This window comes from Rosenbergiella nectarea (assembly GCF_900111105.1).
In the GTDB taxonomy this organism is placed as follows: Bacteria; Pseudomonadota; Gammaproteobacteria; order Enterobacterales; family Enterobacteriaceae; genus Rosenbergiella; species Rosenbergiella nectarea.
In genome coordinates this window covers 191759-217834 of sequence record NZ_FOGC01000003.1, presented here as the reverse complement: position 1 = coordinate 217834, position 26076 = coordinate 191759, and the positions used below count along the sequence as shown (strand labels likewise).

The window sequence follows — 26076 nt, the reverse complement described above, 5'->3', positions numbered from 1 at the left end:
ACAGGCTCTGAAACGGGTGAGCCAGTTACCTGCCGCCAATCACTCCGATAACTGTCGATGCAATAAGGAAATAGTAGCGCCCTTTGCAACAAAACAGGTCATCCAAGGTGGAGTGAGGGTAAGGACTTGGCGAGCAGCGGCTTCACTGTCGAATTCAGCAAACACGCAAGCACCGGTGCCCGTCAGTCTTGACGGAGCGTATTCTAGCAGCCAGTTGAGTAGTTCATCAACCTTACGAAAACGTTTTCTTGCAATGGCTTCACAATCATTCGACCAAGGGGAATGCATTAATTGTTCTACAGTACGTACCGGGCTATTACGGGTCAGTTCGGGATCGTTGAAAATAACCGGGGTAGGGATACTCACGTTTGGGTGAGCGACCAGATACCATTTCTCCACAGGTTGTACCGGTGTCAGTTGTTCACCTATCCCTTCGGCTAAGGCAGCATAGCCCTGCACAAAAATGGGCACATCAGCGCCAAGCGCCAAACCTAAGTCGGCGAGTTGCGCTAACGAATAGTTGAGATGCCATAATTGATTGAGTGCAATAAGCGTGGTCGCGGCGTTGGATGATCCACCGCCTAGGCCGCCTCCCATTGGCAGTATCTTATTAATTCCAATGGTGACCCCCACGGTCTCCTCACAACGCTTATCGGCAATGGCTTGAGTCTTAAGACATTGGGCGGCGCGATAGATCAGGTTTTCTTCGCAGGGAACATTTTCAATCTCGTTCAGCAGTCGAATATGAGCGTGCTGATCCACCGCGAAGGTCATTTCATCACCGTAATCCAGAAACTGAAATAAGGTCTGAAGGCTATGGTAGCCGTCATCACGTTGACCAGTGATAAAGAGAAATAAGTTTAACTTCCCAGGGGAGGGCCAACGTTCGATCATTGTGTCGTCCAGCTATCCATACGTAATTTAATCCGTTGCCCCTCAGTCGTTAACTCGACATTCGCAGGCAGTGCTGGCGAGACGGTATTGTTATAGCTGCTGATCGAGACATGCCAAGTAACCCCATTTTGGCTGTAATCCGCGCTCTGTAACTGGTAATTATCGTTCAAGGTGAAGTGATCGGCATTACCCGGTAGACCTAACATCCACTGACGTAAATTATCTAAGGGGATCTGCATTCCGGTAAGTTTGGTAATCATCGCCTGGGCATCGTGGCTCATGTAACGCTGGCCTTTATTGTCCACTAGCTGGACGGTATTACCTTGTTGGTCGAGTTGCAACTCGGTGCTGCCGATAGGACTGGTGAGTAATAGACGGTAGCGGTCGGTCGCTTGTTGCTGCCAGTTAAAACGCGCGTAAACTTTTTGTTTATCTGAAAGATAGGCAAAGGCGCCACGAGTCTCAAAATGCGTCACGGTGCGGACTTGGGCTTGATGCTGTTTCCATTGCACCGAGTCAGGGCTTTTTCCCGGCCCTTGAGGAGCTTGATGAGAAACACAGGCACTTAACAACAGAGTGACCACCGGGATCACCACACTTAAACGCTTTGCAGGAATAACTCGCACGCTTTTCTCCTTGACGGGGCCGTCTATGACGGCGGACTTTAACGATCAATGCTATATTCAGCATAACACATGGCAGAAAAGAATCTTATTACACACTTATCTTTTGTATGGCTTTTCATGACAGTAAGCATCTTGTAGAATGGCCGCACAAAATGCCTGTAAGGTTTGTAGGGTAAAAGTAATCACATCATTATGACGCTGCTAGCACTTGGAATAAATCACAAAACTGCTCCTGTCGCGCTTCGCGAACGGGTGGCGTTTGGCCCTGATATCTTAGACAACGCACTAGACAGCTTACTGTCTCAGCCGTCAGTGCACAGTGGCGTAGTCTTATCCACGTGCAACCGCACCGAACTCTACTTGAGTGTTGATGAACAGCACGATATTCAACAACAGTTGATCGAGTGGTTATGTAATTACCATCATCTTGACGAAACCGAAGTCCTCAATAGCCTTTACTGGCATCAGAATAATGCTGCCGTGAGTCACTTGATGCGTGTCGCGAGTGGGCTCGATTCATTAGTGCTGGGCGAGCCGCAAATTCTCGGGCAGGTTAAAAAAGCTTACGCCGAATCACAGCGGGGCCACGTCATTAATGGTGAACTGGAGCGTATGTTCCAAAAAACCTTCTCAGTTGCTAAACGCGTGAGGACTGAAACCGAGATAGGCAGTAGCGCGGTCTCCGTGGCCTTTGCCGCCTGCACCTTGGCGCGACAAATTTTTGAATCACTAAAGAAAGTTACCGTTTTATTAGTGGGAGCGGGTGAAACCATTGAGTTGGTCGCGCGTCATCTGCGCGAACATCAGGTCAAACGCCTGATGATCACTAACCGTACCCGTGAACGAGCACAGCGTCTAGCGGAAGAAGTGAATGCCGAAGTGATTGATTTTGGTTCGTTACCTGAACACATTGCGTCCGCTGATATAATTATCTCTTCCACGGCTAGCCCGCTGCCGGTCATCGGGAAAGGGATGGTCGAAAGTGCGTTAAAGCAACGACGTCATCAACCTATGCTGATCGTTGATATTGCTGTTCCTCGCGATGTCGAGCCGGAAGTCGGCAAATTGGATTCCGCATATCTCTATACGGTGGATGACTTGCAAGCGATTATTCAACACAATATGGCACAACGTGAAGCCGCCGCCGTTGAAGCAGAGACCATCGTGGTGCAAGAGAGCGGTGAGTTCATGGCTTGGCTGCAAGCACAAAATGCCGTCGATGTGATCCGTGATTATCGGCATCAAGCAGAAGATATCCGTGAAGAGTTAATGCAACGGGCATTATCAGCACTTTCTCAAGGTCAAGATCCGCAGAAGGTGATGCAAGAGATGGCCCACAAGCTCACTAATCGTTTGATTCACTCACCCACAAAATCTCTTCAGCAAGCCGCGCGTGAAGGCGATGCTGAACGTTTACAAATCCTGCGTGATAGCCTAGGCCTAAGCTAGGATCAGGCTATTTCCCCTTTTGTTATTGGACAAATAATTCATACATGAAATCTTCTATTGTTGCCAAACTTGAAGCCTTACAGGAACGTCATGAGGAAGTCGAAGCGATGCTCGGTGATGCAGGTGTTATCGCCGACCAAGAGCGTTTTCGGGCACTCTCCAGGGAATATGCTCAACTGACTGACGTGACCAACTGTTTCCGTCAGTGGTGTAAGGTACAAGAAGATATTGAAACGGCCAATGAAATGTTAGCCGATCCCGAAATGCGCGAAATGGCCTCAGAAGAACTTAAAGAGGCGAAAGCGCAAAGTGAAGAGCTTGAGCAATTGCTGCAAGTCTTACTCTTACCGAAAGATCCTGACGATGAGCGTTCATGCTTCGTGGAAGTCCGTGCCGGAACCGGCGGTGACGAGGCGGCACTGTTTGCTGGCGACTTATTCAGAATGTATAGCCGTTATGCAGAAGCGAACCGCTGGCGTGTGGAAGTCGTGAGTGCCAACGAAGGCGAGCACGGAGGATACAAAGAGATTATCGCTCGGATTGAAGGGGTTGGCGTCTACGGGCGGATGAAATTCGAATCCGGTGGTCACCGCGTGCAACGTGTTCCGGAAACGGAATCACAAGGGCGTATCCATACTTCGGCCTGTACCGTTGCTGTGATGCCAGAGATCCCCGAAGCGGAACTTCCAGATATCAATCCGTCGGATCTAAAAATTGATACGTTCCGTTCATCGGGAGCTGGGGGTCAGCACGTTAACACCACTGACTCGGCGATTCGTATTACGCACTTACCGACGGGTATCGTGGTCGAGTGTCAGGACGAGCGTTCACAGCATAAGAACAAAGCCAAAGCTCTTTCTGTACTTGGGGCGAGAATTCATGCCGCTGAAATGGCGAAACGCCATGAAGAAGAGGCTTCTACGCGTCGCAATCTGCTTGGCAGCGGTGACCGTTCTGACCGAATTAGAACCTATAATTTCCCGCAAGGTCGTATCACTGATCACCGTATCAATCTTACCATCTATCGCTTAGACGAGACGATGCAAGGGAAACTCGAAAGCCTTATCGAACCTGTCGTACAAGAGCACCAAGCCGATCAGCTGGCGGCCTTAGCAGGTCAAGAGTAATGCAGATCCGTCACTGGCTACGCGACGTACTCCCATTATTGCCGCACAGTGACAGCGCAAAGCGAGATGCTGAGGTTATTCTTAGCCATGTACTTGATAAGCCCAGAAGTTGGTTAATCGCTTTTGATGATTATGCATTAACGATTGAGCAGCATAGCACTTTGTCTGAGCTTATCGCGCGTCGCGGCCAAGGGGAGCCGATCGCCTACCTGTGTGGACAACGTGAGTTTTGGTCTTTACCCTTGACGGTTTCTCCAGCGACGTTAATCCCTCGGCCTGACACAGAGGTGTTAGTTGAACAGGCACTCAGTCTTCTTCCCGCCACGCCGGTTAAGGTGTTGGATCTCGGCACGGGGACAGGCGCGATAGCGTTAGCCTTGGCCAGTGAGCGGCCAGAATCTCACTTTATTGGGGTGGATCGTATCCCTGACGCGGTTGACTTAGCGCGTGGTAACGCGCAGCGTCTCGCCATTGAGAATTGTCAGTTTCAACTGAGTCACTGGTTCGAGGCGTTATCGCCAATCGCTTTCGATATGATTGTGACCAATCCGCCCTATATCGATGCTGATGATCCCCATCTGACGCAAGGTGATGTTAATTTCGAGCCTCGCAGCGCCTTAGTGGCTTCGCAAAATGGGCTCGCTGACTTACAGCTTATTATTCAGCAGGCCTCGCAATGGTTAGCACCAGGAGGGTGGCTTCTCGCTGAGCATGGCTGGCAGCAGCATCAACACGTCCAAGCGCTTTTTATCTCGGCAGGATTTGACGCCGTGGCGACACGGGTTGATTATGGTGGTAATCCACGGGTGACTTATGGCAAATTCGCTCAAGTATCGAAAAAATTGTTGTGAATCATGAATTATTTGAAAACTATATCTCGACAGAGTAGAGCCTTGCGTTGCTTGGCTTATTTATCAATAGGGAGAAAATGATGACTCCCGTCGAAACGATGACCGCTGCACAGCGATCGTTATCTGAGGCTATGATTGCGCTGACGGCGCAAGTTCGCGACGATTTCCCAGAAACCTGGGTGCGTGAGCAATTGGAATCATTGCTCTGCGAAGCAAAGGATTATTTAGCCGTTGAGCCTAACCCTGATTTGAAACTGGACCGCTTGCTCGATTTATTCTTTAAACAGTGGGGCTTTGCCAGCATCAGTGGTGTGTATCGTCTCTCAGAGGCTCTTTGGTTAGATAATGTGTTGAAGTGTCGCAAAGGGAGTGCCGTATCGCTCGGAGCAATCTTGCTGTATCTCAGTGAACAACTTGAGATACCGTTATTTCCGGTCATTTTCCCGACACAGCTGATTTTACGCGCGGACTGGGTCGATGGAGAAATGTGGTTAATCAATCCTTTCAACGGCGATACTCTTGATGAACACACCTTGGATGTTTGGGTGAAGGGAACCATTGGACCCACTTCCGGTATCGACGATATTGATTTGGAGCCGGCAACCTCTGAAGAGGTGATTCGGAAATTACTTGAAACGCTTAAAGTTTCATTAATGGAAGAGAACCAGATGGAGTTAGCGCTGCAAATTAGTAAGGTGTTAGTGGCGCTCGATCCCGATGACCCTTACGAAATTCGAGATCGCGGATTAATCTATGCTCAACTCGAATGTGAACATATTGCGTTGACTGATCTTGCCTACTTTGTGGAACAATGCCCCGAAGATCCGGTCAGTGAAATGATTAAAGTGCAAATGCATACTATCGAATATAAGTCGGTCACTTTACATTAGTGACCTCTGCAATCAGCCAAGTAAAGGATAAAAGTATGGTCCAAAAAGTTGTGTCTATCGGTGATATCCGTGTAGCAAATGATCTGCCGTTCGTATTGTTCGGGGGGATGAATGTTCTGGAATCTCGTGACCTCGCCATGCAAATCTGTGAGCATTATGTCAAGGTAACGGAGAAGTTAGGGATCCCTTATGTCTTCAAAGCTTCTTTCGACAAAGCTAACCGCTCATCTATTCATTCCTACCGTGGTCCTGGCCTAGAGGAAGGGATGAAAATCTTCCAAGAGCTGAAATCGACGTTTGACGTCAAGATCATTACCGATGTTCATGAAGCGAGCCAAGCACAGCCGGTTTCTGAAGTCGTTGACGTGATCCAGCTTCCCGCGTTTTTAGCCCGTCAGACCGACCTAGTCGAAGCGATGGCGAAAACCGGCGCAGTGATTAACGTGAAAAAACCGCAATTCGTCAGCCCAGGACAGATCGGAAATATCGTAGATAAATTCGCCGAAGGGGGTAACGATAAAGTGATCCTGTGCGACCGAGGCAGTAACTTTGGCTACGATAATCTGGTTGTGGATATGCTGGGCTTTAATGTGATGAAGAAAGTCACTAATAACTCTCCGGTAATCTTTGATGTAACCCATGCATTACAAACCCGTGATCCGTTTGGTTCGGCATCAGGTGGGCGTCGTGCCCAAGTTGCTGAGCTGGCACGAGCTGGCATGGCAGTCGGAATTGCAGGATTATTTATCGAAGCGCATCCTCAACCGGCACAAGCTCGTTGTGATGGCCCTTCAGCATTACCTTTAGATAAGTTGGAACCTTTCTTACAGCAGATGAAAGCAATTGATGACTTGGTAAAATCTTTTCCAGAATTAGATACCAGTAACTAATAAAAAAGGGCCTAAAGGCCCTTTTTTTACGTCAATGCATTACAACATTACGGTCATTAAATAGGCGACAAATAAAACAAGGTGTGCCACGCCATTTAAGACATTAGTTCTACCGGTTGAGAAAGAGATCTGGCTCAGGATCAACACACTTGCTAAGACCACCATTTGCGGCGCGTCTAATCCAAAATGTAACTCACTCCCCGTTATTGTTGCAATAATCGTAATGACAGGTACGGTTAACGAGATCGTTGCAATGACTGATCCAAAGAACAGATTCATCGCACGTTGCACTTGGTTAGCCAGTACTGCTTTAATGGCCCCTAATCCTTCAGGTGATAAGATTAACAACGCAATCAAGAAGCCCGTAAATTGCTGAGGAGCATGCAACGCGTGGAGTAAGTTTTCCAAGACGGGGGCATTGAGCTTAGTCACACTGATAACGGCGATAAGGTGTACCACTAACCAGATACTGTGCCATGTGCTACTGTGAGCAGATGGCTTACCGTGATGAGGGTCACCATCGTCGCTATCGTCTTCATGTTCATAAACAAACAGGCTTTGATGCGTCTTGGTCTGAATTAACAGAAAAACGCCATACATAACGGCAGAAAGCGCCGCAATCAATAGCGATTGTCCCGTGGTAAAGTTACCACCGGGTAAGGCATTAGGAAAAATCAAAATCAACATAGCGAGTGGGAAGATCGCTATCAGGTACTGCTTCACGCCGGCGAGATTAACGTATTGTGTGGCAAATTTCCCCCCGCCCAACAATAAAGCAAAGCCTACCAATCCCCCTATCACAATCATAATAATTGAATAGAGCGTATCGCGCATTAAGGTGGGTTCAGCGCTGCCCGTCGCCATTAATGCAGAGATTAAACTCACCTCTAAAATCACGACTGAAAGAGTAAGCACCAGAGAGCCGTAAGGTTCACCGAGTCGGTGTGCGAGTACGTCTGCGTGACGAACGACGCTAAAGGCACTGGAGAGAATCGCAACTAAAGCAATGATATTCATTCCAGTGGTTAATAGTAAGCTCTCTGGGGGCCCAAATCCTAATAATAGACCGATGGCCAAAATGGGAAGCACCAAACTAAACTCTTTATGACGTGTTCTTTCTTTTCCAGGCATCCGTTCTCCTTATGCTGTGTGTAGCGAGAGTCGACTCGCCAATAGAATATTCCTAAAGGGGGAATAATAACTATAGCAAATATTTTAATGAGATCACTTTGTTTTACTTTGCTTTACTTAGCTTGAAGCCTTCGAAAAACCAAATATTCCTCTCAATAGATTGATAATAAACACCTTTAAAATTAGCCTAGCGAAGTTATGGTGAGGATTAATGTCGTAATAAAGTCATTATAACCTTTGTTTTTACCGGTTTGTTTCAGTAAAGGTGAAATAGAGGCTAGAATAATCCTTTTAAGATACGCGCTCAGTAAATCCTTCTCGTGAGTAATAGGAAATGATTTTTTGCGAATTTTACAACGCCTGAGCCTTCACTCTGATCACGGACTTTGTCATGAAGGGGGGTGTTAATAGCGGAGAGGTGTGGTTGTGCTAACCCGAGAGTTTTTGAAAAGTGCTGACTGCCAATCTTCTTTTGGCCCTATCGAAGAGAGTTTATTGCTTTCTGCAGAACAACGTACTGCTTCGTTACAGACCTTTCTGATGAATAAGCCGAGTAAAGGGCCGCTATGGGTGTTTGGCTACGGTTCGTTAATGTGGAATCCGCTATGAGATTATGATCGTGTTGTGACTGCTTATCTAGGAGGATGGTCGAGAGATTTTTGCTTAAGTTTGATCGCAGGAAGGCGCACCGCCGAGGCGCCTGGGCGTATGCTGGCGCTGGTGAAAGGGGGGGGGGAACAACTGGCCGCGCGTGTAAATTATGTTGTGAAAATTGGGAAACAGAGCTGGCTTTGCTGTGGAAAAGAGAGATGTTGACCGGATGCTATCAACCGTCATGGCAGTCTCTTACCCTCGAGAGTGGTGAAATTATTGAAGCCTTAGTCTTTGTCGCGAATCCACAACATGTTCTGTTTAAAACAGAGGAAAGTATTATTTCTAAAGCGAGAACGATTGCACGCGCTCAAGGCCCTCTGGGTAGGAATATCACTTACTTACAAGAGATGATAGACACTTTCCAACGTTATGGCTTTCACGATCCTACGATGACCGCCTTAACAGAGTGTGCAATGAGGTTATCGATGGAAATGAGCACTACAACTTCGGAATGAGATGATATTGTGATCTACCTCTCGACTTATATACTTAAGGGACCTATCTCTCCGCTTCATTGAATGAGGAGTTGCTCCTATTGTTTTACATTAAGCGTGACACTGCATCCTTAACTAAGGTGTTGCTGGTGCTTTCTCCATTGCTCGTCGTCAGTCGTGCGCAAGGCAGTATGCTACATCCGTCGGCGTCAAGCTCTACCATGGAGAATTCTTCCTATACCGCCGCACTACCTGATTTAGGTTCGTCTCAATCGTCCACCTCTCAAGTCGACCAGCGGCTTACCGATATCGCCACCAGTTTAGGAAAGTCGTTGCAAAATTCAGACGACGAAACGAGCACTGGACGCAGCGCCAGCGAGTGGGCGTTCAATCATGTCAGGGATAAACTTACGGAAAAGGTCGACAGTACAGGGGAACATCTCTTATCTCCCTTTGGTCAGGCGAATTTAAGCCTCAATGTGGACATGGAGGGTAAATTCACGGGATCGACGGGTTCGCTTTTCACCCCCCTCAGTGATAACGGACAACGTCTGACCTTTAGCCAACTCTCCGTTAACGAAAGTACGTTAGGCACGGTAGGCAGTGCAGGGCTAGGGCAACGCTTCTCCAACAATCAGTGGTTATTTGGCTATAACGCGTTTTTAGATCAACTCTTTACCCATAATCAGCAACGAGGTTCTCTTGGCACAGAGCTATGGAGTCATTTCCTGCGTTTCTCAGCGAATTATTACACGCCATTATCGGGGTGGAAAAACATCTCCGCGAGTCAATCTCAGCGTATGGCACGCGGCTATGATATTACAAGCCAAGGCTATCTACCGTTCTATCAGCAGCTGGGGGTGACCGTTTCGTGGCAACAATACCTAGGACAAGGTATCGATATCTTCAATGATGGGAATTATTACAATAATCCACGCAGCATGTCAGTGGGAGTAACCTATACGCCGATCCCCTTGGTGACGGTGTCAGCCTCCCATAAGGAAGGCTCTGGTGGAACCAGTCAAGATGTCTTCGGCCTCAATCTCAACTATCATTTTGGCCAATCTCTCTCGCAACAACTGTCCCCTTATGCCGTGGCTGAGGCGCGTTCGCTATTTGGGAGTCGGTATGATGTTGTGACCCGAAATAATCTGCCAGTGATGAGCTATCGTAAGCGTCAAACCTTCTCGGTCTATCTGGCCACTCCGCCATGGCAGCTTAATTCGGGGGATTCTATTGCCCTAGTGGTGCAAGCTACGCCTGATAAATCGATTAAACATGTCGAGTGGCAAGGCGATACGCGGGAACTCAGTTTAACGCCACCCGCTAATCCCCAACAAATAACGGGGTGGACGATTATCCTGCCTGCATGGGATGACACGCCCGGTGCGAAGAATGAGTATCATCTCGCGGTGACGGTGGATAATGGCAAAAAACGTGCAACCTCGAATACCATCACGCTTAAACCAGAGCCGCCGGCACAGCAGACGGATTATTTTAATCAGGGCGATGCAGGATAATTGGCGCTATTAACGCAATCTTAACAGAATTATGTGCTGGACTTTGCAATGGTTGCAAGAGGGTGGAATGTGCAGGGCGAATGTTTGCAGGTTTTTACTGAACTGCGCGTTGCTTGACAATGGATCTCTTAAGATTACTTCCGTGTTCACGACATTCTCGTGGTTGTCGATAATTTAAGGAAACTAAGATGCGTAAAGTAACATCATTATTATTAGCGAGTTCTTTATTGATGGGTTCAGCATCAATGGTCTACGCGGAGACGGCTCCATTAAGTGCAACCCCCAATGAACATTCCCATATGAAAAAGCGTCCTCATGGCGCACCGGAAATGATGCTTATGAAAGGGATTGTGTTGACTGATGCTCAAAAACAACAGATTCATAGTATTCTTGCTGAAGGGCGTAAAAATCTGACTCATCCTTCTAAAGCGGACCGTCAAGCGGCGTTTGACCTGATCACAGCCGAAAAATTTGATGCAGCAAAAGCTCAATCGCTGGCCGATAGTCACGCAGCGTTAGACAAACAACGTATGGTAAATCGCCTAGAGACGGACAGTAAAATCTATAATCTATTGACCGCTGATCAGAAGAAACAGTATCAAGCAAATTATGAAAAAATGAAAAATTTCAAACACCCAGCGCCAGATGCGGCACCTCAGCAAGACTAATGACTATTACTGCGGAGTTTATCTCCGCAGTATTATTATTTCTGCCAAAAGTCATCGAAAACGGTTATCGGGGTCCGACGTTTATGTTCAGTTTTGGTATACCAGTTTTCAATAATCGCCGCACGTTCAGTGGCAATCGTTTTCCCCTCTAGATAGGCATCGATATCAGCATAAGTAACGCCTAGCGCGACTTCATCCTGAAGACCAGGGCGATCATCTTCGAGATCGGCAGTGGGGTGCTTGAGGTAGAGGTGTTCTGGACAACCTAAATATTTTAGGCACTGTTTGCCTTGCTGTTTGTTAAGTCGGAACAATGGATTAATATCTGTACCACCGTCACCGTATTTGGTAAAGAACCCCGTCACCGCTTCGGCTGCATGATCGGTACCGACCACTACCCCTTGGGTCATTCCCGCGATGCTGTACTGCGTCTTCATCCGTTCACGGGCTTTTTCGTTACCGCGAACAAAATCTGAAACGATAATACCCGCCTCCTTCAACGCGCGTTCACTGGCGAGCACTGACTCTTTAATATTGACTACCAACGTTTTATCCGGTTGGATAAACGCTAAGGCATCTTGACAATCTTGCTCGTCGGCTTGCGTGCCGTAGGGCAGACGCACCGCAATAAACTGATAGCGTTGATCGTTTAATTCACCACGCAATTCATTGATGGCTAATTGGCACAGCTTTCCAGTGAGTGTAGAGTCTTGGCCTCCGCTGATCCCGAGCACCAAAGAACGTAAGCCAGTATAATGCGTAAGATAATTTTTTAAAAAATCGACACTACGTCTAACTTCTTCTTCAGGATTGATGGTGGGTTTGACGCCTAAGGCTTGAATAATTTCTTGCTGTAGAGACATGGCAAAACCTCTGATAAGCGGGTTGAGCGTTAGGGAAACGCTATGATCTCCCCTCGGATAGAGAAGGGAGAGTGAATTTAATGTCTTTTTTGCACGATTTCTGGTTTCTTCGCAACAAAGATAAACATAATGATTGCCATCATAAAGCAGCCAAAAATCGTTGCTCCCATTGCGAGTGCTGAAGAACCGCCAATACCGGTAATGGGAATGGCGATAGACCCTAAGGTGAACATGGTCACACCAATGACGGCGGAAGCACTGCCTGCACGGTGACCTTGGCTTTGCATGGCGAGTGACGATGCCGTTGTAGAGATTATCGCGTTACTGGCAATACTAAAGAATAGCGCGACGAGGAACACCGGCAAGCTGGCGTGTAAAAGTCCACTGATCAGTAAGCAACTCGATGCGATAAAAGCGATGATCAAGCCGCAACGTAAAATCGTATATTCGCCAAATTTAGGACACAGTCGAGAACTGATTTGTGAGGCGAGGATCAGCCCGAAGCCGTTTAACGCGAAACATAAACTAAAGTTTTGGGGGGATAAGCCGTAAGTTTCTTGCAACACAAAGGGCGAAGCACCGATATAGGCAAACATCCCGGACATCATAAAGCCCTGTGTTAAACAAAAGCCCATGAACGGACGGTGACGGATCACATCAATCAATAATTTCCACGCACTGAATAACGAGCCTTGACTACGTTTTTCAACGACTAAACTCTCTTCGATTCTGGTTTTGGCTAAGTAAAGTAGTACAACGGTAATCCCTGCTAAGACCAGAAAGATCCCGCGCCAGCTCATATAGGCGGTGAGAAACCCTCCAATAATTGGCGCTAGGATAGGGGCTAATCCATTGACTAACAGTAGCATAGCGAAAAAGCGTGTTAATTCATGGCCGCTAAACCGATCGCGAGCGACTGCTCGTGATAAGACCGCCCCTCCAGCCCCTCCCAAACCTTGAAATAAGCGTGCGGTTAAGAGCTGAGGCAGTGTTTGAGCGAATGAACAGGCAATGGAGGCAAGAAGTAGAATACATAGCGAAATTAATAAGGGTTTACACCGCCCATATTTATCACTCAAGGGGCCAAACAGAAGCTGACCGAAACCTAGCCCCAGCAGACCGGCAGTAAGACTAAGCTGTGCGCTTGCAGTAGGGACCGCTAAGTCAGTGGCCAGTTGGGGTAGCGCGGGTAAATAGAGGTCAATACAAAGTGGGCCTAGGCCGGCCATTAGCCCGAGTGGAATGGCAAGCGCCATACGTGGAGTGTGAGTCGTCGACATGGATCCTCAATCATATGATTCGATAATAAAGCGGTAATGCAGCGTGGTAGTGGGCAAGGATAGCCATTTACCCCTTAAAGATCTATGTTAACTATTTGTTTTGCCGAAAATCTATGTCTACACTTAAAAATGTTTAAATTATTACGAATAAATCTAACTCAATGATTGCTATTTGCAGAGGGACTTTATGAAGAAATTAACGGGCATTATGGTAGGCGGTTTAGCGTTAGCGGTACTGAGTGGTTGTACTACGTATCGTCAAGCAGAAAGCTATGTCACACAACCAGTCGTGAAGAATGTGAAGAAGGGCATGAGCCGTCAGCAAGTGCATCAAATTGCCGGTACGCCTTCAACCGATATCACGATGGTTCATGCGCGCGGAACCTGTGAAACCTATGTTATCGGGAAAGGGACTGATAACAAGCCAGTCACTTATTTCGTCAGCTACAATGGTAGTGACCGTGTCATGAACTACGGCTTCCAAAGCTGCCAAGAGTACGACACCGACCCACAGGTGGCTCAGCAATAATCAAAAAAAGGGCCAACTTCTGGCCCTTTTTTCTACGATTGAATCGAAGTCTCTTCGTGCTGCTCCCTTTCCATAACCGATTGGTCCGTCTGTTTTAACCAGCGACTCGTTAAGGTCCCAGCGGTCATTGAACCATTAACATTTAAGGCGGTTCTTCCCATATCGATCAGTGGCTCAATAGAGATTAATAAAGCGACCAAGGTGACAGGTAAGCCCAACGTCGGTAAGACGATCAGCGCGGCAAACGTTGCTCCGCCGCCAACCCCGGCGACACCCACTGAACTTAAGGTGACTAGGCCCACCAGGGTTGCAATCCACATAGGTTCGAAAGGATTAATGCCCATGGTTGGAGCGATCATCACGGCAAGCATTGCAGGGTATAAGCCAGCACAGCCGTTTTGCCCAATAGTTGCCCCAAACGAAGCAGAGAAACTGGCGATAGACTCTGGCGTGCCGAGACGTTTCTGTTGGGCTTCGATACTCAGTGGGATCGATGCTGCACTTGAACGACTCGTAAAGGCAAAGCTAATCACTGGCCAGACTTTACGGAAGTAGCGGATCGGGTTAATACCATTAATCGCCAGTAATAGAGCATGCACTGCGAACATGATTAACAGGCCCAAATAGGAAGCGATCACGAAGGTTCCCAACTTAACGATATCGTGATAATTAGAGGTCGCAACGACTTTAGTCATCAATGCCATCACGCCATAAGGGGTGAGACGCATAATCAGACGCACTAACTTCATTACCCAAGCTTGTAAAATCTCGATAGCGGCTAACACACGCTGACCTTTCTCAGGGCTATCCTTCACTAATTGAATAGCGGCTGCGCCTAAGAATACCGCGAAAATAACCACACTAATGATCGATGTCGGGCTGGCGCCGGTCAGTTCAGCAAACGGGTTTTTAGGGATAAAAGAGAGAATCAACTGTGGTACGGTTAAGTCGGCGACTTGCCCAGCATAGTGGCTTTGAATCGCATTGAGTCGCGCAGTTTCTTTTACGCCCTGAACTAAGCCTTCGGCATTGAGTTTGAATAACCCTGTGACGAACACGGCGACTAAGGCAGCGATAGCGGTGGTAAATAGGAGTACGGCAATGGTTAAAAAGCTAATTCTGCCGAGTGAGCTCGCATTATGTAAGCGTGCTACCGCGCTAAGAATGGAGGCAAATACCAGCGGCATAACCACCATTTGCAGCAGTTGTACATAACCGTTGCCAACAATATTAAACCAGCTAATAGAGGTGGTGATTACTGAACTCTCTACACCATAGACTGCCTGTAAGCCAACACCAAACAGTACACCAATGATCAGACCACTGAATACGCGCTTAGATAAGCTCCACTTATCATTACCAATTGCTGATAAAATCCATAACAGTAAAACGAAAACCCCAATATTAATGACTAACGACCAATCCATGAATACCTCAACATAGCGTGCCCGACTCGGCAGTGTGGCGACTAAAAAGGGGCAAACTTTACCATGTCGAGTACATCCAATGCTTATAACTAACAGATCTACTTTATAACTTTTTCATCTTCAGCGGGGAAAACGCCACAACAGCGGTGACCATTGCTGCCAAGTTTGATTCATTTGCTGTGACCCGACGGTAATCCATTGCTTAGTGAGACTCTCTGGGGTCAATACCGTAAAGGTTAATAACGCAATACAGAAATAGCGTTCTGGTTGGGGATGTTTCGACGAAGGTAGGATCGGTAGCCTAAAACGCCAGCGGCAAGGCCAGAGCAGCGGCACCCCTGCTGGAGTGAGCATATCGGCAAGAATATGACTTAAATATCCCAATACCATGCCTTGAATGACATCGCTGGGGATAAACAGGTTCGTAGGAAGTTTGTTCAGTAAAAGAAAAACACCGATTAACACGGCGATTAAGCTGTGGGTGAACCCACGATGACCAACGATCCGTGAAATCGGTAATGAGATCCAGCGCAGTCGCTGCCCTAATAATGACTTAGGATGGTCAATATCGGGAAGCAGGCTGGTGAGTAAACACGCCGGAATAAGGTGCCACCAATCGGCGGTACTTATTATTGGAGTTAAATCATAGCGTTTAGCGGCGACAGCGGTCGCCAGCGCAAACAATAAATGGCCTTCGGCGGTCATGAGCGAATACACTTAAAACTGGAAATACGTCCAGTATAGATAAGTATACAGTGTTTGTGAATAGTGACGTTGTAACAAGAGTTATCGCATTACTTGCCTTGCAACATTTCTAATGTCAACGCGTTCAGAGAGGGAAGCTTAAGGTCTGCTAAGGCCCATACCGACCACTCTGACTGCTCATGTGCAGGCACCGTGAACACTTTCATCCGTGCCGCTTTGGCGGCGACCATCCCGTTAACCGAATCTTCAATCGCTAAGCAATGAAGAGGGTCGACACCGAGGGCTTTCGCCGCGTTCAAATAGACTTGTGGATGCGGTTTACTATAGGGTAAGGCTTCAGCAGAGGAGAGGGTAATAAAATAGGGGGTTAACTCAAACAGACTGACGACGGTCGTGATCATTGAAATCGGTGAGGCAGACGCCAACCCAATCTTGACGCCAGATTGTTGGCATAACTGTAATGCGTGTTTAACGCCAGGCAGCAGTGGCCGCTCGTCCTTGATTTTATCAATCACAAATTCGATTATCTGCTGAGTTATTAGGGTGGCGCTTGCGCTTTTATTGCCTGCCACCTGTAGCCATAACTTAACCACCTGATCAATACGTAACCCAGTGGTGTCAGGGAGTTGCTGTTGTATTGCCGGGTCAATACCATGCGCCGCAAACACAATTTGTTCGGCGGTTTTCCAATAAGGTTCTGAGTTAATTAAAATACCATCCATATCAAAAATGACGGCTTTAGTCGGCTGTATTCCGGACATTATCGCTCCAACTGATCAGTGAGTTATTGACGCTATTGTTCCAACTACGATCGATTTGTCAAATAAGCTATGCTATTTATTAACAGATTAATTACTCGATAGGCAAGAATATGACCCTCGCACAAGCGCGTAACAGCGCACTATGCAAGAAATGCATTGGATGGATTATTTTTATCATTAGTACGTTATCAACGGCGGTTTCGCTCCTCAATTATCTCAGTAGCCAACGTGAGAAACTGGCGAGCATCAATGCAGTGTTATCTGATTTTACTCGTGTCATTGTCGACATGGTCAGGTTTAACACTTCATTCTTAAATCTATTTTGGCAGCATTCGCCGGTTCCAGATTTTGGTCATAGTGCGAACTTACTCTTCTGGATAGTTTTTATATTGATATTTTTTGGTATGGCACTTAATGCGGCGGGATCTCGCCAGTGGCGGCAATATCGCTACGTTAAGGAGCAACTCGAAGACCACAAAGTGATTGAGAATGCATTCGGCGAACGAGACAAAACGCCTCTTGAGGCTCAGCGTGTACAGTTAACCAACCAAAGTCCTTTTCGACAATATTATCTGCTGTACATTTTACCGATTATCGTCGTGGTAGTAGGTTACATTTTATTACACTGGTTATCACTTATCTAATCACTTTTGTAGCGTTAGGCGCTAAGCAGGGCTTAACGCGCTTTCTTTCTACCAGAAACAGTTATTCATCTGATTTACACTTTACCCCCTTTTATTTTCGAAATTCATCGTTATGATACGCATCCAGCCGACCCTCTCCTAACGATTAGAAAAGGGAGCTTAAAGGCTAAAGCTATGCATTTATATTCAGGTATGCAGTCATTCTGCATTGTTGGACCCCTTTCGTCAGTACAGGTCATTTAATGAAAGTTTTTAATAAAGTTGCATTCACAGTGTTGTTAGGTTTGGGTGGATTGAGCCAGCAAGCGCTTGCCGACAGCATCGTATTCACCTCGATGGATAACCCGTCTACGGCTAAGAAACCTTTTGATGGGGCAGCTTCTGCGGGTTACTTGGCGCAAAGCGGCAACACCAAAAGCTCTAGCTTTACCGCGCAGACCAATATGACGTGGTTCCAAGATACTATGGCGTACAGTCTGTTCGGTAACGCCTCAAATACCTCTTCAAATGATGAACGCTCTTCAGAAACTTACAGCATTGGTGGTCGTACTCGTCACAACTTAAATGCTGATGATTATCTCTTCGGTCAAGCAACTTGGCTAAGCGATCGTTTAAATGGCTATGATAGCCGTGATACCGCAGTGGCCGGTTATGGTCGCCAAATCCTCAATGGCCCTGTGCACTCTCTGCGTGCAGAATTAGGTCCAGGTGTGCGTTACGATGACTATAATGAAGGTGGGCATAAAACGACTGCGTTGGCTTACGGCGCGCTAAGCTACCAATGGCAGCTAACCGACACCACTAAATTCATCCAAGGTGTTTCAGTGTTAAGCTCATTCGGTGAAGACACGACGGTTAACTCAGAGACTGGATTACAAGTGGCGATTAATTCTAATTTCTCCCTGAAATTAGCGTATAACGTGACGTGGAATAATAACCCACCTTCATCCGCGCCAGACCGTACTGATACCAAAACCTCTATCTTACTCTCGTATAATATGTAAGATTTAGCCACCCGTCTAACGTCAGGGTGGCTAAGAGTTATCCTAACCGTTCTCCGGTCTACGTTATTTGAGACTATGCTTTAGTTTCACTTAACTTTATTACAGGAGAACGCTATGGATTCGTCCATCGGTAATACCCCTCCAGAATTTAACGATAAATCGCTGGCGCTGTTTTCGACGGCGCGAGAACGATTAACCTTCTATCGCCAAGAGATCCATCAAGAAATCTCCTCTTTGGCTCAGCGTACTAATGCATTTTTTACCGCCCAGTCCTTTATGGTCATTGCGTACTGTTCAGCAATGAACAATACCAATCCACACTGGGGCGACCTCTACACACTGTATATTCCCGTACTACTGACCATTTTTGGCGTATTTAACTGTGTAAATTCCTATATCGAAATTAGTTCGGTCTATCGAGCGCTCGACCACTGGCAAGATAAGCAAGACTGCCTGTTGAACTCCGATATCGTGATAGGCCAAGCATTCGATGAACGTCCACTCTTCACCCAGCAGTATTACGCCAATAAAGCCCATCGTTATTCTATCTTCTTCTCAAGACGCTCGACTATTCTGCTAGCGTTATTATGGTTAGTACTCGGCGGTATAACTCTCTATTTTCATTTTTGGTGATACGTGACGCTATACACTCTATTGGATAAAAATAAGGCAGCCGCTAATCCACCCGTTGTAAAGACTTCATAATGAATACGGCTTGAAGAGATACCTCGATGTAATAGATCGTTATAGACCGATTGTATAAATCCGGTCGGCCCGCAGAGATAGAAGTCAGCATCCTCAAGCAATAGTGAGGGGGGAACGGATTCGAGGGTAAATCGTCCACAACCTTGTGAAGTAGGGGCCTGACTATAATGTATCAAGGTCTTGATACAAGAATGTTGTTCAGTAAGCCGATTAACTTCCTCACCTAAGGCATAGTGTGCGGCATCTTGTATGACATAAATAAAACTGATGGCAGGAGGTGAGGTGAAGGTATCCCTTTGAGTAAGCCCTTCCAGCATGGCAACCATCGGTGTAATACCAACGCCTGCGCTGATGAAGACATTGTGTTTAGTGGCATCTTTAACCGTAAAGTCACCCATCGGAGCGCTGACCTCCAACAGGTCACCGACTTGCATCTGCTGGTGGAGAGTAGAGGAGACATAACCGGGTTCCTGTGAGAGCATCTCTTCTTTTACGGTTATCCTGAAAAACTGGCCATTCGGTGCAGTGGATAGGCTATATTGGCGCGGCTGCTTGTAACCGAGTGACGGGACGTTAACCCGCACTGAGATATATTGTCCAGGCAGATAATCCGGTAAGGCTAAGCTATCGGTAGGCGCTAAATAAATTGAGCTAATCTTGGCGGTTCCGGCAACCTTTTTTATAATGGTAAATTCGCGCCATCCAGACCACCCCCCTTGTTCTTTCGCCAGCCGCGCATAAATCTTCTTCTCCGTGTCAATCATCAACGCTGCTAATTGTTGATAGGCGGCTCCCCAAGCGCCGATTAATTCATCCTCCATCGGCACAGATAAAACTTCACTGATTGAGTGGAGCAGATGTTCGCCGACAATCGAGTAATCGGGTGCTTGGATATTCAGGCTAACGTGTTTTTGACAAATCATAGTAATAACAGGGAGTAACACGCTGGGATCGTCAATATTTTCGGCATAGGCCAACACGGAATTAGCCAAGGCCTTAGCCTGCTTGCCGTCGCGTTGATGCCCCATATTAAACGTTTCCCTTAGCTCAGGAACTTGGCTAAGCATCCGATGATAAAAATAGTCCGTTAATACTGTGCCGTTGGCCTTAAGTATCGGAATGGTTTGTTGAATGATTTTTTTTTGTTGAGACGTTAGCATCGAAACCTCCATTATCCTTTAAAGATGCATTCTATATGCATCTTTAAAGTTAGCAAGTGTCAGGCTGATAATGTTTAATAAAGGTCACTGAGCTGTTCTTGTTGTAAAAAAGTTCACTCCACGACGGGCCAGAATCCGTTGGCCATAAGGATGATACATAACCTTCATTAATAATCAGGCTAAGGAGTTATACACTCCCGGGCTAGGATCATAAGGAGAAGTTATGGACACTTTAGTTGTTTACGGGACCCTAGGTCCAGGCAGACCCAATGCCCACATTATGGAGAACATGGGTGGGACCTGGCTGAACGGCAGTGTTGAGGGAACTTTAGAGCAAAAGGGCTGGGGAGCAGAAATGGGCTACCCGGGATAGTGTTGGATAATAGTGGGAACCGTGTTTATGGCTTCCTTTTCTCCTCAGAAAACTTAGCCACTAACTGGAAAATTCTTGATGACTTCGAAGGTGAGGAGTATGAGAGAGTGCCCGTCGACGTCACTACTGAGCAGGGCAATAAAGTCCTATCGTCAATTTATAGGCTTAAATCCTCAACCTAAACGTAACAAGAGATCTCGATTAAATTCAGATCGGGGTCTCTGACGTAAAGTGACTCGATTGCCCCACGTGCGCCAGTCCGCTTAATCGGGCCTAACTCAATGTTTATCGAATTCTGCTGCAAAGTCGCTTTGACTGCATCTAGGGGTTTAACGCTGATCAAGCATATATCTAGAGATCCCGGCACTGGGCGATGTGCCTTAGGATCAATTTCATTGCCATATTCATGCACATTAATCTTTTGCTGACCAAATATCAGGGCTTTACGGCCTTCGCCGAAGGTTTCGACCTTCATTCCCAGTACCGGTGAATAAAATTCTATGCACGGGTTGATTGACCGAGTGGTAATAACCAGATGATCGATATGGCTAATCAAAACGTCATCCAGATGAAATGGTAGAGTTTAAACAAGCATAGACCACGCTAACGATCATTGACCTTCATGGGGTAGACATTATTTTTCTATTAATGTGTTGAGTGTTAGAGAGTCCTAGATGGATACATGAGTTTAGCTGTCCAGTGTCGATAGGGTTACTTGCATGGAAAAGACGCAATTATTATGAGTCACTCGCCTCAACGACTGGCATGAGTTTGATTAGCGATATCTGGCTCATTTGGCATACTCGAACAGCTAGAGAGTGCAACGATGAAAATTTATAAAGGGCGGATGAGTGGCTAGCGCGAAAAAAATAGAGTTAGTGAGAAATCTACGGTGCCTCTTTAAGTCGTCACACTTAACCTGTAACATTGTAAATTACTAGTCTGAGCCAGTAGATAGCGACGCATTGTGTTGCTATAAGCGTGGTAATCCACGTTTTCCTCAATCATCTTCTGCTAGTGATAAAAACTCAATAAAACCAAACATAGCATGTAGCCTGTCGTGTGGGTTACCACTGCAATTAAGGATATAGAATGCCAGTTATTACTCTTCCTGATGGAAGCCAGCGTAGTTTTGATCATGCCGTCAGCGTGATGGATATAGCCCAAGACATTGGTCCTGGTCTTGCTAAAGCCTGTATTGCCGGACGTGTGAATGGCGAGCTGGTCGATGCCGTTGATCCTATTACCGACGATGCAAACGTCTCGATTATTACCGCTAAGGATGAAGAGGGGATTGAAATCCTTCGTCACTCTTGTGCGCACTTATTGGGGCATGCGATTAAGCAACTGTGGCCAAATACCAAAATGGCGATTGGTCCTGTTATCGACAATGGTTTTTACTACGATATCGACCTTGACCACACATTAACTCAGGAAGACCTCGAAAAACTCGAAAAGCGTATGCACGAGTTGGCCGAAAAAAATTACGAAGTCGTCAAGAAGAAAGTCAGTTGGCAAGAAGCCCGCGATACCTTTGAAGCGCGTGGCGAACCGTACAAAATGGAAATTCTTGACCAAAATATTAGCCGTGATGACAAGCCAGCGCTGTATCATCACGAAGAATATGTCGATATGTGCCGGGGACCGCACGTCCCAACTATGCGTTTCTGCCATCACTTTACCTTACAGAAGTTGGCGGGTGCCTACTGGCGCGGCAATAGTGATAATAAAATGCTGCAACGCATTTACGGTACCGCATGGGCCGATAAAAAGCAGCTTGCGGCCTATTTAAAGCGTTTGGAAGAAGCGGCTAAGCGTGATCACCGTAAAATCGGTAAGCAACTCGATCTCTACCATATGCAGGAAGAAGCACCGGGTATGGTTTTCTGGCATAACGATGGCTGGACCATCTTCCGCGAATTAGAGACGTTTGTACGCTGTAAACTCAAAGAGTATCAATACCAAGAAGTAAAAGGTCCGTTTATGATGGACCGCGTGCTATGGGAAAAAACCGGGCACTGGGAAAACTATAAAGAAGCGATGTTCACCACCTCTTCAGAGAACCGTGAGTACTGTATCAAGCCGATGAACTGCCCAGGGCACGTGCAGATCTTTAATCAAGGATTGAAGTCTTACCGCGATCTGCCGTTACGGATGGCGGAGTTCGGGAGTTGTCATCGTAATGAGCCCTCAGGTGCATTACACGGCTTAATGCGTGTTCGTGGCTTTACTCAGGATGATGCCCATATTTTCTGTACCGAAGACCAAATCCTGGATGAAGTTAATAGCTGCATCCGTATGGTCTATGATATGTACAGCACCTTTGGCTTCGAAAAGATTGTGGTGAAGCTGTCGACTCGTCCTGAAAAACGTATCGGTAGCGATGCGCTGTGGGATAAGGCGGAGCAGGATTTGGCTCAGGCGCTGAAAAATAATGATATTGAATTTGAATATCAACCAGGTGAAGGCGCTTTCTACGGTCCGAAAATCGAATTTACTTTATATGATTGTCTGGATCGTGCATGGCAATGTGGTACAGTACAGCTCGACTTTTCTCTGCCTGAACGTTTAGACGCCACATATGTCGGTGAAAATAATGACCGTCAAACGCCAGTAATGATTCACCGTGCTATACTAGGTTCCGTTGAGCGCTTTATTGGGATTCTGACCGAAGAGTTTGCCGGTTTCTTCCCAACGTGGTTGGCGCCAATGCAAGCCGTTGTGATGAATATCACTGATAGCCAGGCAGAATATGTCAACGATTTGACTAAAAAATTACAAAATGCGGGTATTAGAGCTAAAGCAGACTTGAGAAACGAGAAGATTGGCTTTAAAATCCGTGAGCACACATTACGTCGCGTACCCTACATGTTAGTCTGCGGTGATAAAGAGGTCGAGGCAGGCAAAGTTGCCGTGCGTACCCGCCGTGGAAAAGACTTAGGTGTTTTCGATGTCGACGTATTGATTGAGAAGCTGCAAAATGAAATTCGCAGCAGAAGTATTCATCAGTTGGAGGAATAAAGTATTAAAGGCGGAAAAAGAGTACAACCTACGCGTCCGAACCGCATTAACAGCGAGATTCGCGCAAATGAAGTACGTCTGACGGGGATCGAAGGCGAGCAGCTCGGTATCGTTAGTCTGCGTGAAGCTTTAGAGAAAGCCGAAGAGTCGGGTGTCGATTTAGTTGAAATTAGCCCGAATGCCGAGCCGCCAGTTTGTCGAATCATGGATTACGGCAAATTCCTCTATGAAAAAAGCAAGTCTTCTAAGGAACAGAAGAAAAAGCAGAAAGTTGTTCAGGTCAAGGAAATTAAATTCCGTCCTGGCACTGATGAGGGCGACTATCAGGTAAAACTACGCAACCTGATTCGTTTTCTCGAAGATGGCGACAAAGCCAAAATCACACTGCGTTTTCGTGGTCGTGAAATGGCACACCAGCAGATCGGTATGGAAGTGCTTAACCGCGTGAAAGAAGATCTGTCTGAACTGGCAGTGGTCGAATCCTTCCCATCAAGGATCGAAGGCCGCCAGATGATAATGGTGCTTGCGCCGAAGAAGAAGCAATAGGCCATCAAGTAATGCTGCGTCAGTCTCGGCTGGCGCTGTATTCGCCTGTTGCTTTATATTATTAACAATGCGAAGTGGATATTTGTAAAAATGCCAAAGATTAAAACTGTACGTGGCGCGGCTAAGCGCTTCAAAAAGACTGCCTCTGGCGGTTTTAAGCGTAAGCACGCGAACCTGCGTCATATTCTGACTAAGAAATCAACTAAGCGTAAACGTCACCTACGTCCGAAAGGCATGGTGTCAAAAGGCGATTTAGGTCTAGTTATTGCCTGCCTGCCCTACGCATAAGTCTTTTTTTTAATTTCAGAATATAAAACAGGAGAGCTACTATGGCTCGTGTAAAACGTGGTGTTGTTGCCCGTGCTCGTCACAAAAAAATCTTAAAACAAGCTAAAGGTTATTACGGAGCACGTTCACGTGTTTACCGTGTTGCCTTCCAGGCAGTCATCAAAGCAGGTCAATATGCTTACCGTGACCGCCGTCAGCGCAAACGTCAATTCCGTCAGCTGTGGATCGCGCGTATTAACGCAGCAGCTCGTACGAATGGCATCTCTTACAGCCGTTTCATCAATGGACTGAAAAAAGCGTCCATCGAAATCGACCGTAAGATTTTGGCTGACATCGCTGTATTCGACAAATCAACCTTTACTGCGTTGGTCGAAAAAGCGAAAGCAGCACTGGCATAAGTCAGTAGAAAAGGGAGCTTGCTCCCTTTTTTATTTTGCACCCTCGAATGTGGAATCAACCTATGAATACGGTTTTTTTTCGTTTCTTTTTTTTCTTTAGCCTCTAACCCCTTGAGGCTTTTGCGCATGAGATAAGAAACGAAAAAACGCGCGAAAAGCCTCCATTAAGGAGGCTTTGTCGTTTTTAAGTCTTGTCGTTATTCATTGTTACATAGCATAACTTCCCAGATAGACTGGATAAAAGAGGAAAGACATGTCCCAACTCGCAGAATTGGTGTCCCAAGCAAAGGGCGCGATTGACGAGGCGACGGATATCGCCACATTAGACACGGTGCGTGTCGAATATCTAGGTAAAAAAGGTCATCTTACTTTACAGATGACCCAATTGCGTGAATTACCTCCCGAAGAACGCCCAGCGGCGGGAGCAGTGATTAACGAAGCGAAAAGCCAAGTACAAGAACATCTGAATGCGCGTAAAGAGTCTCTGGAGAATGCCGCACTGAATGCGCGTTTAGCGGAAGAGACCATCGATATTAGTTTACCCGGACGCCGTATTGAGAATGGGGGTCTGCACCCGGTCACTCGTACGATTGACCGCATCCAAGGCTTCTTTAGTGAACTCGGCTTTAGTGTGAAAACGGGCCCAGAGATTGAAGATGCCTACCATAACTTCGATGCCCTGAATATCCCCGCACATCATCCGGCACGCGCCGATCACGACACCTTCTGGTTCGATGCAGATCGTCTTCTAAGAACGCAAACGTCGGGCGTACAGATCCGTACCATGAAGGCAGAGCAACCGCCGATCCGTATTATTGCCCCGGGCCGTGTCTATCGTAACGATTATGATCAAACCCACACGCCGATGTTCCATCAGATGGAAGGGTTAATCGTCGATAAAGATATTAGCTTTACCAATCTCAAAGGGACGTTACACGATTTCCTCCGTAATTTCTTCGAAGAAGATCTTCAAGTTCGTTTCCGTCCTTCGTATTTCCCATTCACCGAACCTTCTGCAGAAGTGGATGTGATGGGTAAAAACGGTAAATGGTTAGAAGTGCTCGGCTGTGGCATGGTGCATCCAAATGTCTTGCGCAGCGTTGGCATCGATCCTGATGTTTACTCAGGTTTTGCCTTCGGGATGGGGATGGAGCGTTTGACCATGTTACGTTACGGCGTTAACGATCTTCGTGCATTCTTTGAAAATGATTTACGTTTCCTCAAACAGTTTAAATAAG

27 protein-coding genes, 2 pseudogenes and 1 other annotated feature are annotated in these 26076 nt (G+C 46.7%); of the genes and pseudogenes, 19 read left to right on the top strand and 10 right to left on the bottom strand.

Going from position 1 to position 26076, the window contains the following annotated elements:
• Positions 1-39: 39 nt before the first annotated feature.
• Together ispE and lolB are read right to left on the bottom strand one after the other, a co-directional pair.
• Entirely contained in the window at positions 40-894 is an 855-nt protein-coding gene (gene ispE / locus BMX14_RS05645; RefSeq protein WP_092674018.1) for a 4-(cytidine 5'-diphospho)-2-C-methyl-D-erythritol kinase, read from the bottom strand.
• A complete protein-coding gene (lolB, locus tag BMX14_RS05640) occupies positions 891-1520 on the bottom strand; it encodes a lipoprotein insertase outer membrane protein LolB (protein WP_092674015.1) in 630 nt (209 codons plus the stop codon). Before lolB ends, ispE begins: the two co-directional genes overlap by 4 nt.
• Before the next feature lie 192 nt (positions 1521-1712).
• Between lolB and hemA the strand changes: the two genes are divergently transcribed.
• From hemA to kdsA, 5 genes are all read left to right on the top strand, one after another.
• Complete coding sequence (hemA, locus tag BMX14_RS05635) at positions 1713-2969, top strand: glutamyl-tRNA reductase (RefSeq protein WP_092674012.1); 1257 nt, start codon at positions 1713-1715, stop codon at positions 2967-2969.
• A gap of 44 nt (positions 2970-3013) precedes the next feature.
• Complete coding sequence (gene prfA, locus BMX14_RS05630) at positions 3014-4096, top strand: peptide chain release factor 1 (protein ID WP_092674009.1); 1083 nt, start codon at positions 3014-3016, stop codon at positions 4094-4096.
• Positions 4096-4947: a peptide chain release factor N(5)-glutamine methyltransferase gene (gene prmC, locus BMX14_RS05625; protein WP_092674006.1), complete on the top strand. Its 852-nt coding sequence runs from the start codon at positions 4096-4098 to the stop codon at positions 4945-4947. The genes prfA and prmC overlap by 1 nt, the downstream gene beginning before the upstream one ends.
• Before the next feature lie 80 nt (positions 4948-5027).
• Positions 5028-5837, top strand: coding sequence for an invasion regulator SirB1 (sirB1, locus tag BMX14_RS05620; RefSeq protein ID WP_092674003.1), 810 nt, complete (start codon positions 5028-5030; stop codon positions 5835-5837).
• Positions 5838-5872: 35 nt separating this feature from the next.
• Entirely contained in the window at positions 5873-6727 is an 855-nt protein-coding gene (gene kdsA / locus BMX14_RS05615; protein WP_092674000.1) for a 3-deoxy-8-phosphooctulonate synthase, read from the top strand.
• A 39-nt stretch (positions 6728-6766) separates the two neighbouring features.
• On the opposite strand, the gene chaA is transcribed toward kdsA, so the two are convergent.
• A complete protein-coding gene (gene chaA, locus BMX14_RS05610; protein WP_092673997.1) occupies positions 6767-7858 on the bottom strand; it encodes a sodium-potassium/proton antiporter ChaA in 1092 nt (363 codons plus the stop codon).
• Positions 7859-8278: 420 nt separating this feature from the next.
• On the opposite strand from chaA, the gene BMX14_RS16805 reads away from it, so the two are divergent.
• The 4 genes and pseudogenes from BMX14_RS16805 (at position 8279) to BMX14_RS05595 (ending at position 11134) form a co-directional block, all read left to right on the top strand.
• On the top strand, positions 8279-8467 hold the full coding sequence (locus tag BMX14_RS16805) for a hypothetical protein (protein WP_230527312.1): 189 nt from the start codon (positions 8279-8281) through the stop codon (positions 8465-8467).
• Between the two features lie 15 nt (positions 8468-8482).
• A pseudogene (locus BMX14_RS16795) lies at positions 8483-8967 on the top strand (gamma-glutamylcyclotransferase).
• A gap of 80 nt (positions 8968-9047) precedes the next feature.
• On the top strand, positions 9048-10466 hold the full coding sequence (locus tag BMX14_RS05600; RefSeq protein ID WP_092673994.1) for a YchO/YchP family invasin: 1419 nt from the start codon (positions 9048-9050) through the stop codon (positions 10464-10466).
• A 188-nt stretch (positions 10467-10654) separates the two neighbouring features.
• Positions 10655-11134 carry a Spy/CpxP family protein refolding chaperone gene (locus BMX14_RS05595; RefSeq protein WP_092673991.1) on the top strand — a complete coding sequence of 160 codons (480 nt, stop codon included), beginning with the start codon at positions 10655-10657 and terminating at the stop codon, positions 11132-11134.
• A gap of 35 nt (positions 11135-11169) precedes the next feature.
• On the opposite strand, the gene nadE is transcribed toward BMX14_RS05595, so the two are convergent.
• On the bottom strand, positions 11170-11997 hold the full coding sequence (gene nadE, locus BMX14_RS05590) for an ammonia-dependent NAD(+) synthetase (protein ID WP_092673988.1): 828 nt from the start codon (positions 11995-11997) through the stop codon (positions 11170-11172).
• Between the two features lie 77 nt (positions 11998-12074).
• The gene (locus BMX14_RS05585; protein WP_092673985.1) at positions 12075-13277 is read right to left on the bottom strand and encodes a multidrug effflux MFS transporter; all 1203 of its coding nucleotides are present in this window, start codon (positions 13275-13277) and stop codon (positions 12075-12077) included.
• Positions 13278-13464: 187 nt separating this feature from the next.
• Between BMX14_RS05585 and osmE the strand changes: the two genes are divergently transcribed.
• Entirely contained in the window at positions 13465-13806 is a 342-nt protein-coding gene (gene osmE / locus BMX14_RS05580) for an osmotically-inducible lipoprotein OsmE (protein WP_092673982.1), read from the top strand.
• Positions 13807-13838: 32 nt separating this feature from the next.
• On the opposite strand, the gene BMX14_RS05575 is transcribed toward osmE, so the two are convergent.
• The 3 genes from BMX14_RS05575 to hxpB form a co-directional block, all read right to left on the bottom strand.
• On the bottom strand, positions 13839-15233 hold the full coding sequence (locus BMX14_RS05575) for an L-cystine transporter (RefSeq protein ID WP_092673980.1): 1395 nt from the start codon (positions 15231-15233) through the stop codon (positions 13839-13841).
• Positions 15234-15353: 120 nt separating this feature from the next.
• Positions 15354-15938, bottom strand: coding sequence for a metal-dependent hydrolase (locus tag BMX14_RS05570; protein WP_092673977.1), 585 nt, complete (start codon positions 15936-15938; stop codon positions 15354-15356).
• Positions 15939-16027: 89 nt separating this feature from the next.
• Positions 16028-16699, bottom strand: coding sequence for a hexitol phosphatase HxpB (gene hxpB / locus BMX14_RS05565; RefSeq protein ID WP_092673974.1), 672 nt, complete (start codon positions 16697-16699; stop codon positions 16028-16030).
• 110 nt (positions 16700-16809) lie between these two features.
• Between hxpB and BMX14_RS05560 the strand changes: the two genes are divergently transcribed.
• From BMX14_RS05560 to BMX14_RS05550, 3 genes are all read left to right on the top strand, one after another.
• On the top strand, positions 16810-17343 hold the full coding sequence (locus tag BMX14_RS05560) for a YniB family protein (RefSeq protein WP_092673972.1): 534 nt from the start codon (positions 16810-16812) through the stop codon (positions 17341-17343).
• Positions 17344-17585: 242 nt separating this feature from the next.
• Positions 17586-18347 carry a DUF481 domain-containing protein gene (locus BMX14_RS05555; RefSeq protein ID WP_092673969.1) on the top strand — a complete coding sequence of 254 codons (762 nt, stop codon included), beginning with the start codon at positions 17586-17588 and terminating at the stop codon, positions 18345-18347.
• A gap of 114 nt (positions 18348-18461) precedes the next feature.
• Complete coding sequence (locus BMX14_RS05550) at positions 18462-18980, top strand: hypothetical protein (RefSeq protein WP_092673966.1); 519 nt, start codon at positions 18462-18464, stop codon at positions 18978-18980.
• Here the strand turns inward: BMX14_RS05550 and hmpA are convergent.
• Positions 18968-20212 (bottom strand): NO-inducible flavohemoprotein, encoded by a 1245-nt coding sequence (hmpA, locus tag BMX14_RS05545; RefSeq protein ID WP_092673963.1) that lies wholly within the window; start codon positions 20210-20212, stop codon positions 18968-18970. The two genes, BMX14_RS05550 and hmpA, sit on opposite strands and share 13 nt — an antisense overlap.
• Before the next feature lie 223 nt (positions 20213-20435).
• Between hmpA and BMX14_RS05540 the strand changes: the two are divergent.
• Positions 20436-20767: pseudogene (locus BMX14_RS05540) on the top strand (gamma-glutamylcyclotransferase family protein).
• Here BMX14_RS05540 and BMX14_RS05535 read toward each other — a convergent pair.
• Positions 20764-21141, bottom strand: coding sequence for a VOC family protein (locus BMX14_RS05535; RefSeq protein WP_092673960.1), 378 nt, complete (start codon positions 21139-21141; stop codon positions 20764-20766). The pseudogene BMX14_RS05540 and the gene BMX14_RS05535 sit on opposite strands and share 4 nt — an antisense overlap.
• Before the next feature lie 536 nt (positions 21142-21677).
• On the opposite strand from BMX14_RS05535, the gene thrS reads away from it, so the two are divergent.
• The 5 genes from thrS (at position 21678) to pheS (ending at position 26075) form a co-directional block, all read left to right on the top strand.
• On the top strand, positions 21678-23606 hold the full coding sequence (gene thrS, locus BMX14_RS05530; RefSeq protein ID WP_092673957.1) for a threonine--tRNA ligase: 1929 nt from the start codon (positions 21678-21680) through the stop codon (positions 23604-23606).
• A 3-nt stretch (positions 23607-23609) separates the two neighbouring features.
• Positions 23610-24152 carry a translation initiation factor IF-3 gene (gene infC / locus BMX14_RS05525; RefSeq protein ID WP_092673954.1) on the top strand — a complete coding sequence of 181 codons (543 nt, stop codon included), beginning with the start codon at positions 23610-23612 and terminating at the stop codon, positions 24150-24152.
• Positions 24153-24242: 90 nt separating this feature from the next.
• Positions 24243-24440 carry a 50S ribosomal protein L35 gene (gene rpmI / locus BMX14_RS05520; RefSeq protein ID WP_004157374.1) on the top strand — a complete coding sequence of 66 codons (198 nt, stop codon included), beginning with the start codon at positions 24243-24245 and terminating at the stop codon, positions 24438-24440.
• A gap of 41 nt (positions 24441-24481) precedes the next feature.
• On the top strand, positions 24482-24838 hold the full coding sequence (rplT, locus tag BMX14_RS05515) for a 50S ribosomal protein L20 (RefSeq protein WP_092673952.1): 357 nt from the start codon (positions 24482-24484) through the stop codon (positions 24836-24838).
• Between the two features lie 56 nt (positions 24839-24894).
• Positions 24895-25021: a sequence feature (Phe leader region), on the top strand.
• Between the two features lie 70 nt (positions 25022-25091).
• Complete coding sequence (gene pheS / locus BMX14_RS05510; RefSeq protein ID WP_092673949.1) at positions 25092-26075, top strand: phenylalanine--tRNA ligase subunit alpha; 984 nt, start codon at positions 25092-25094, stop codon at positions 26073-26075.
• The last annotated feature ends 1 nt before the right edge of the window (position 26076 follow it).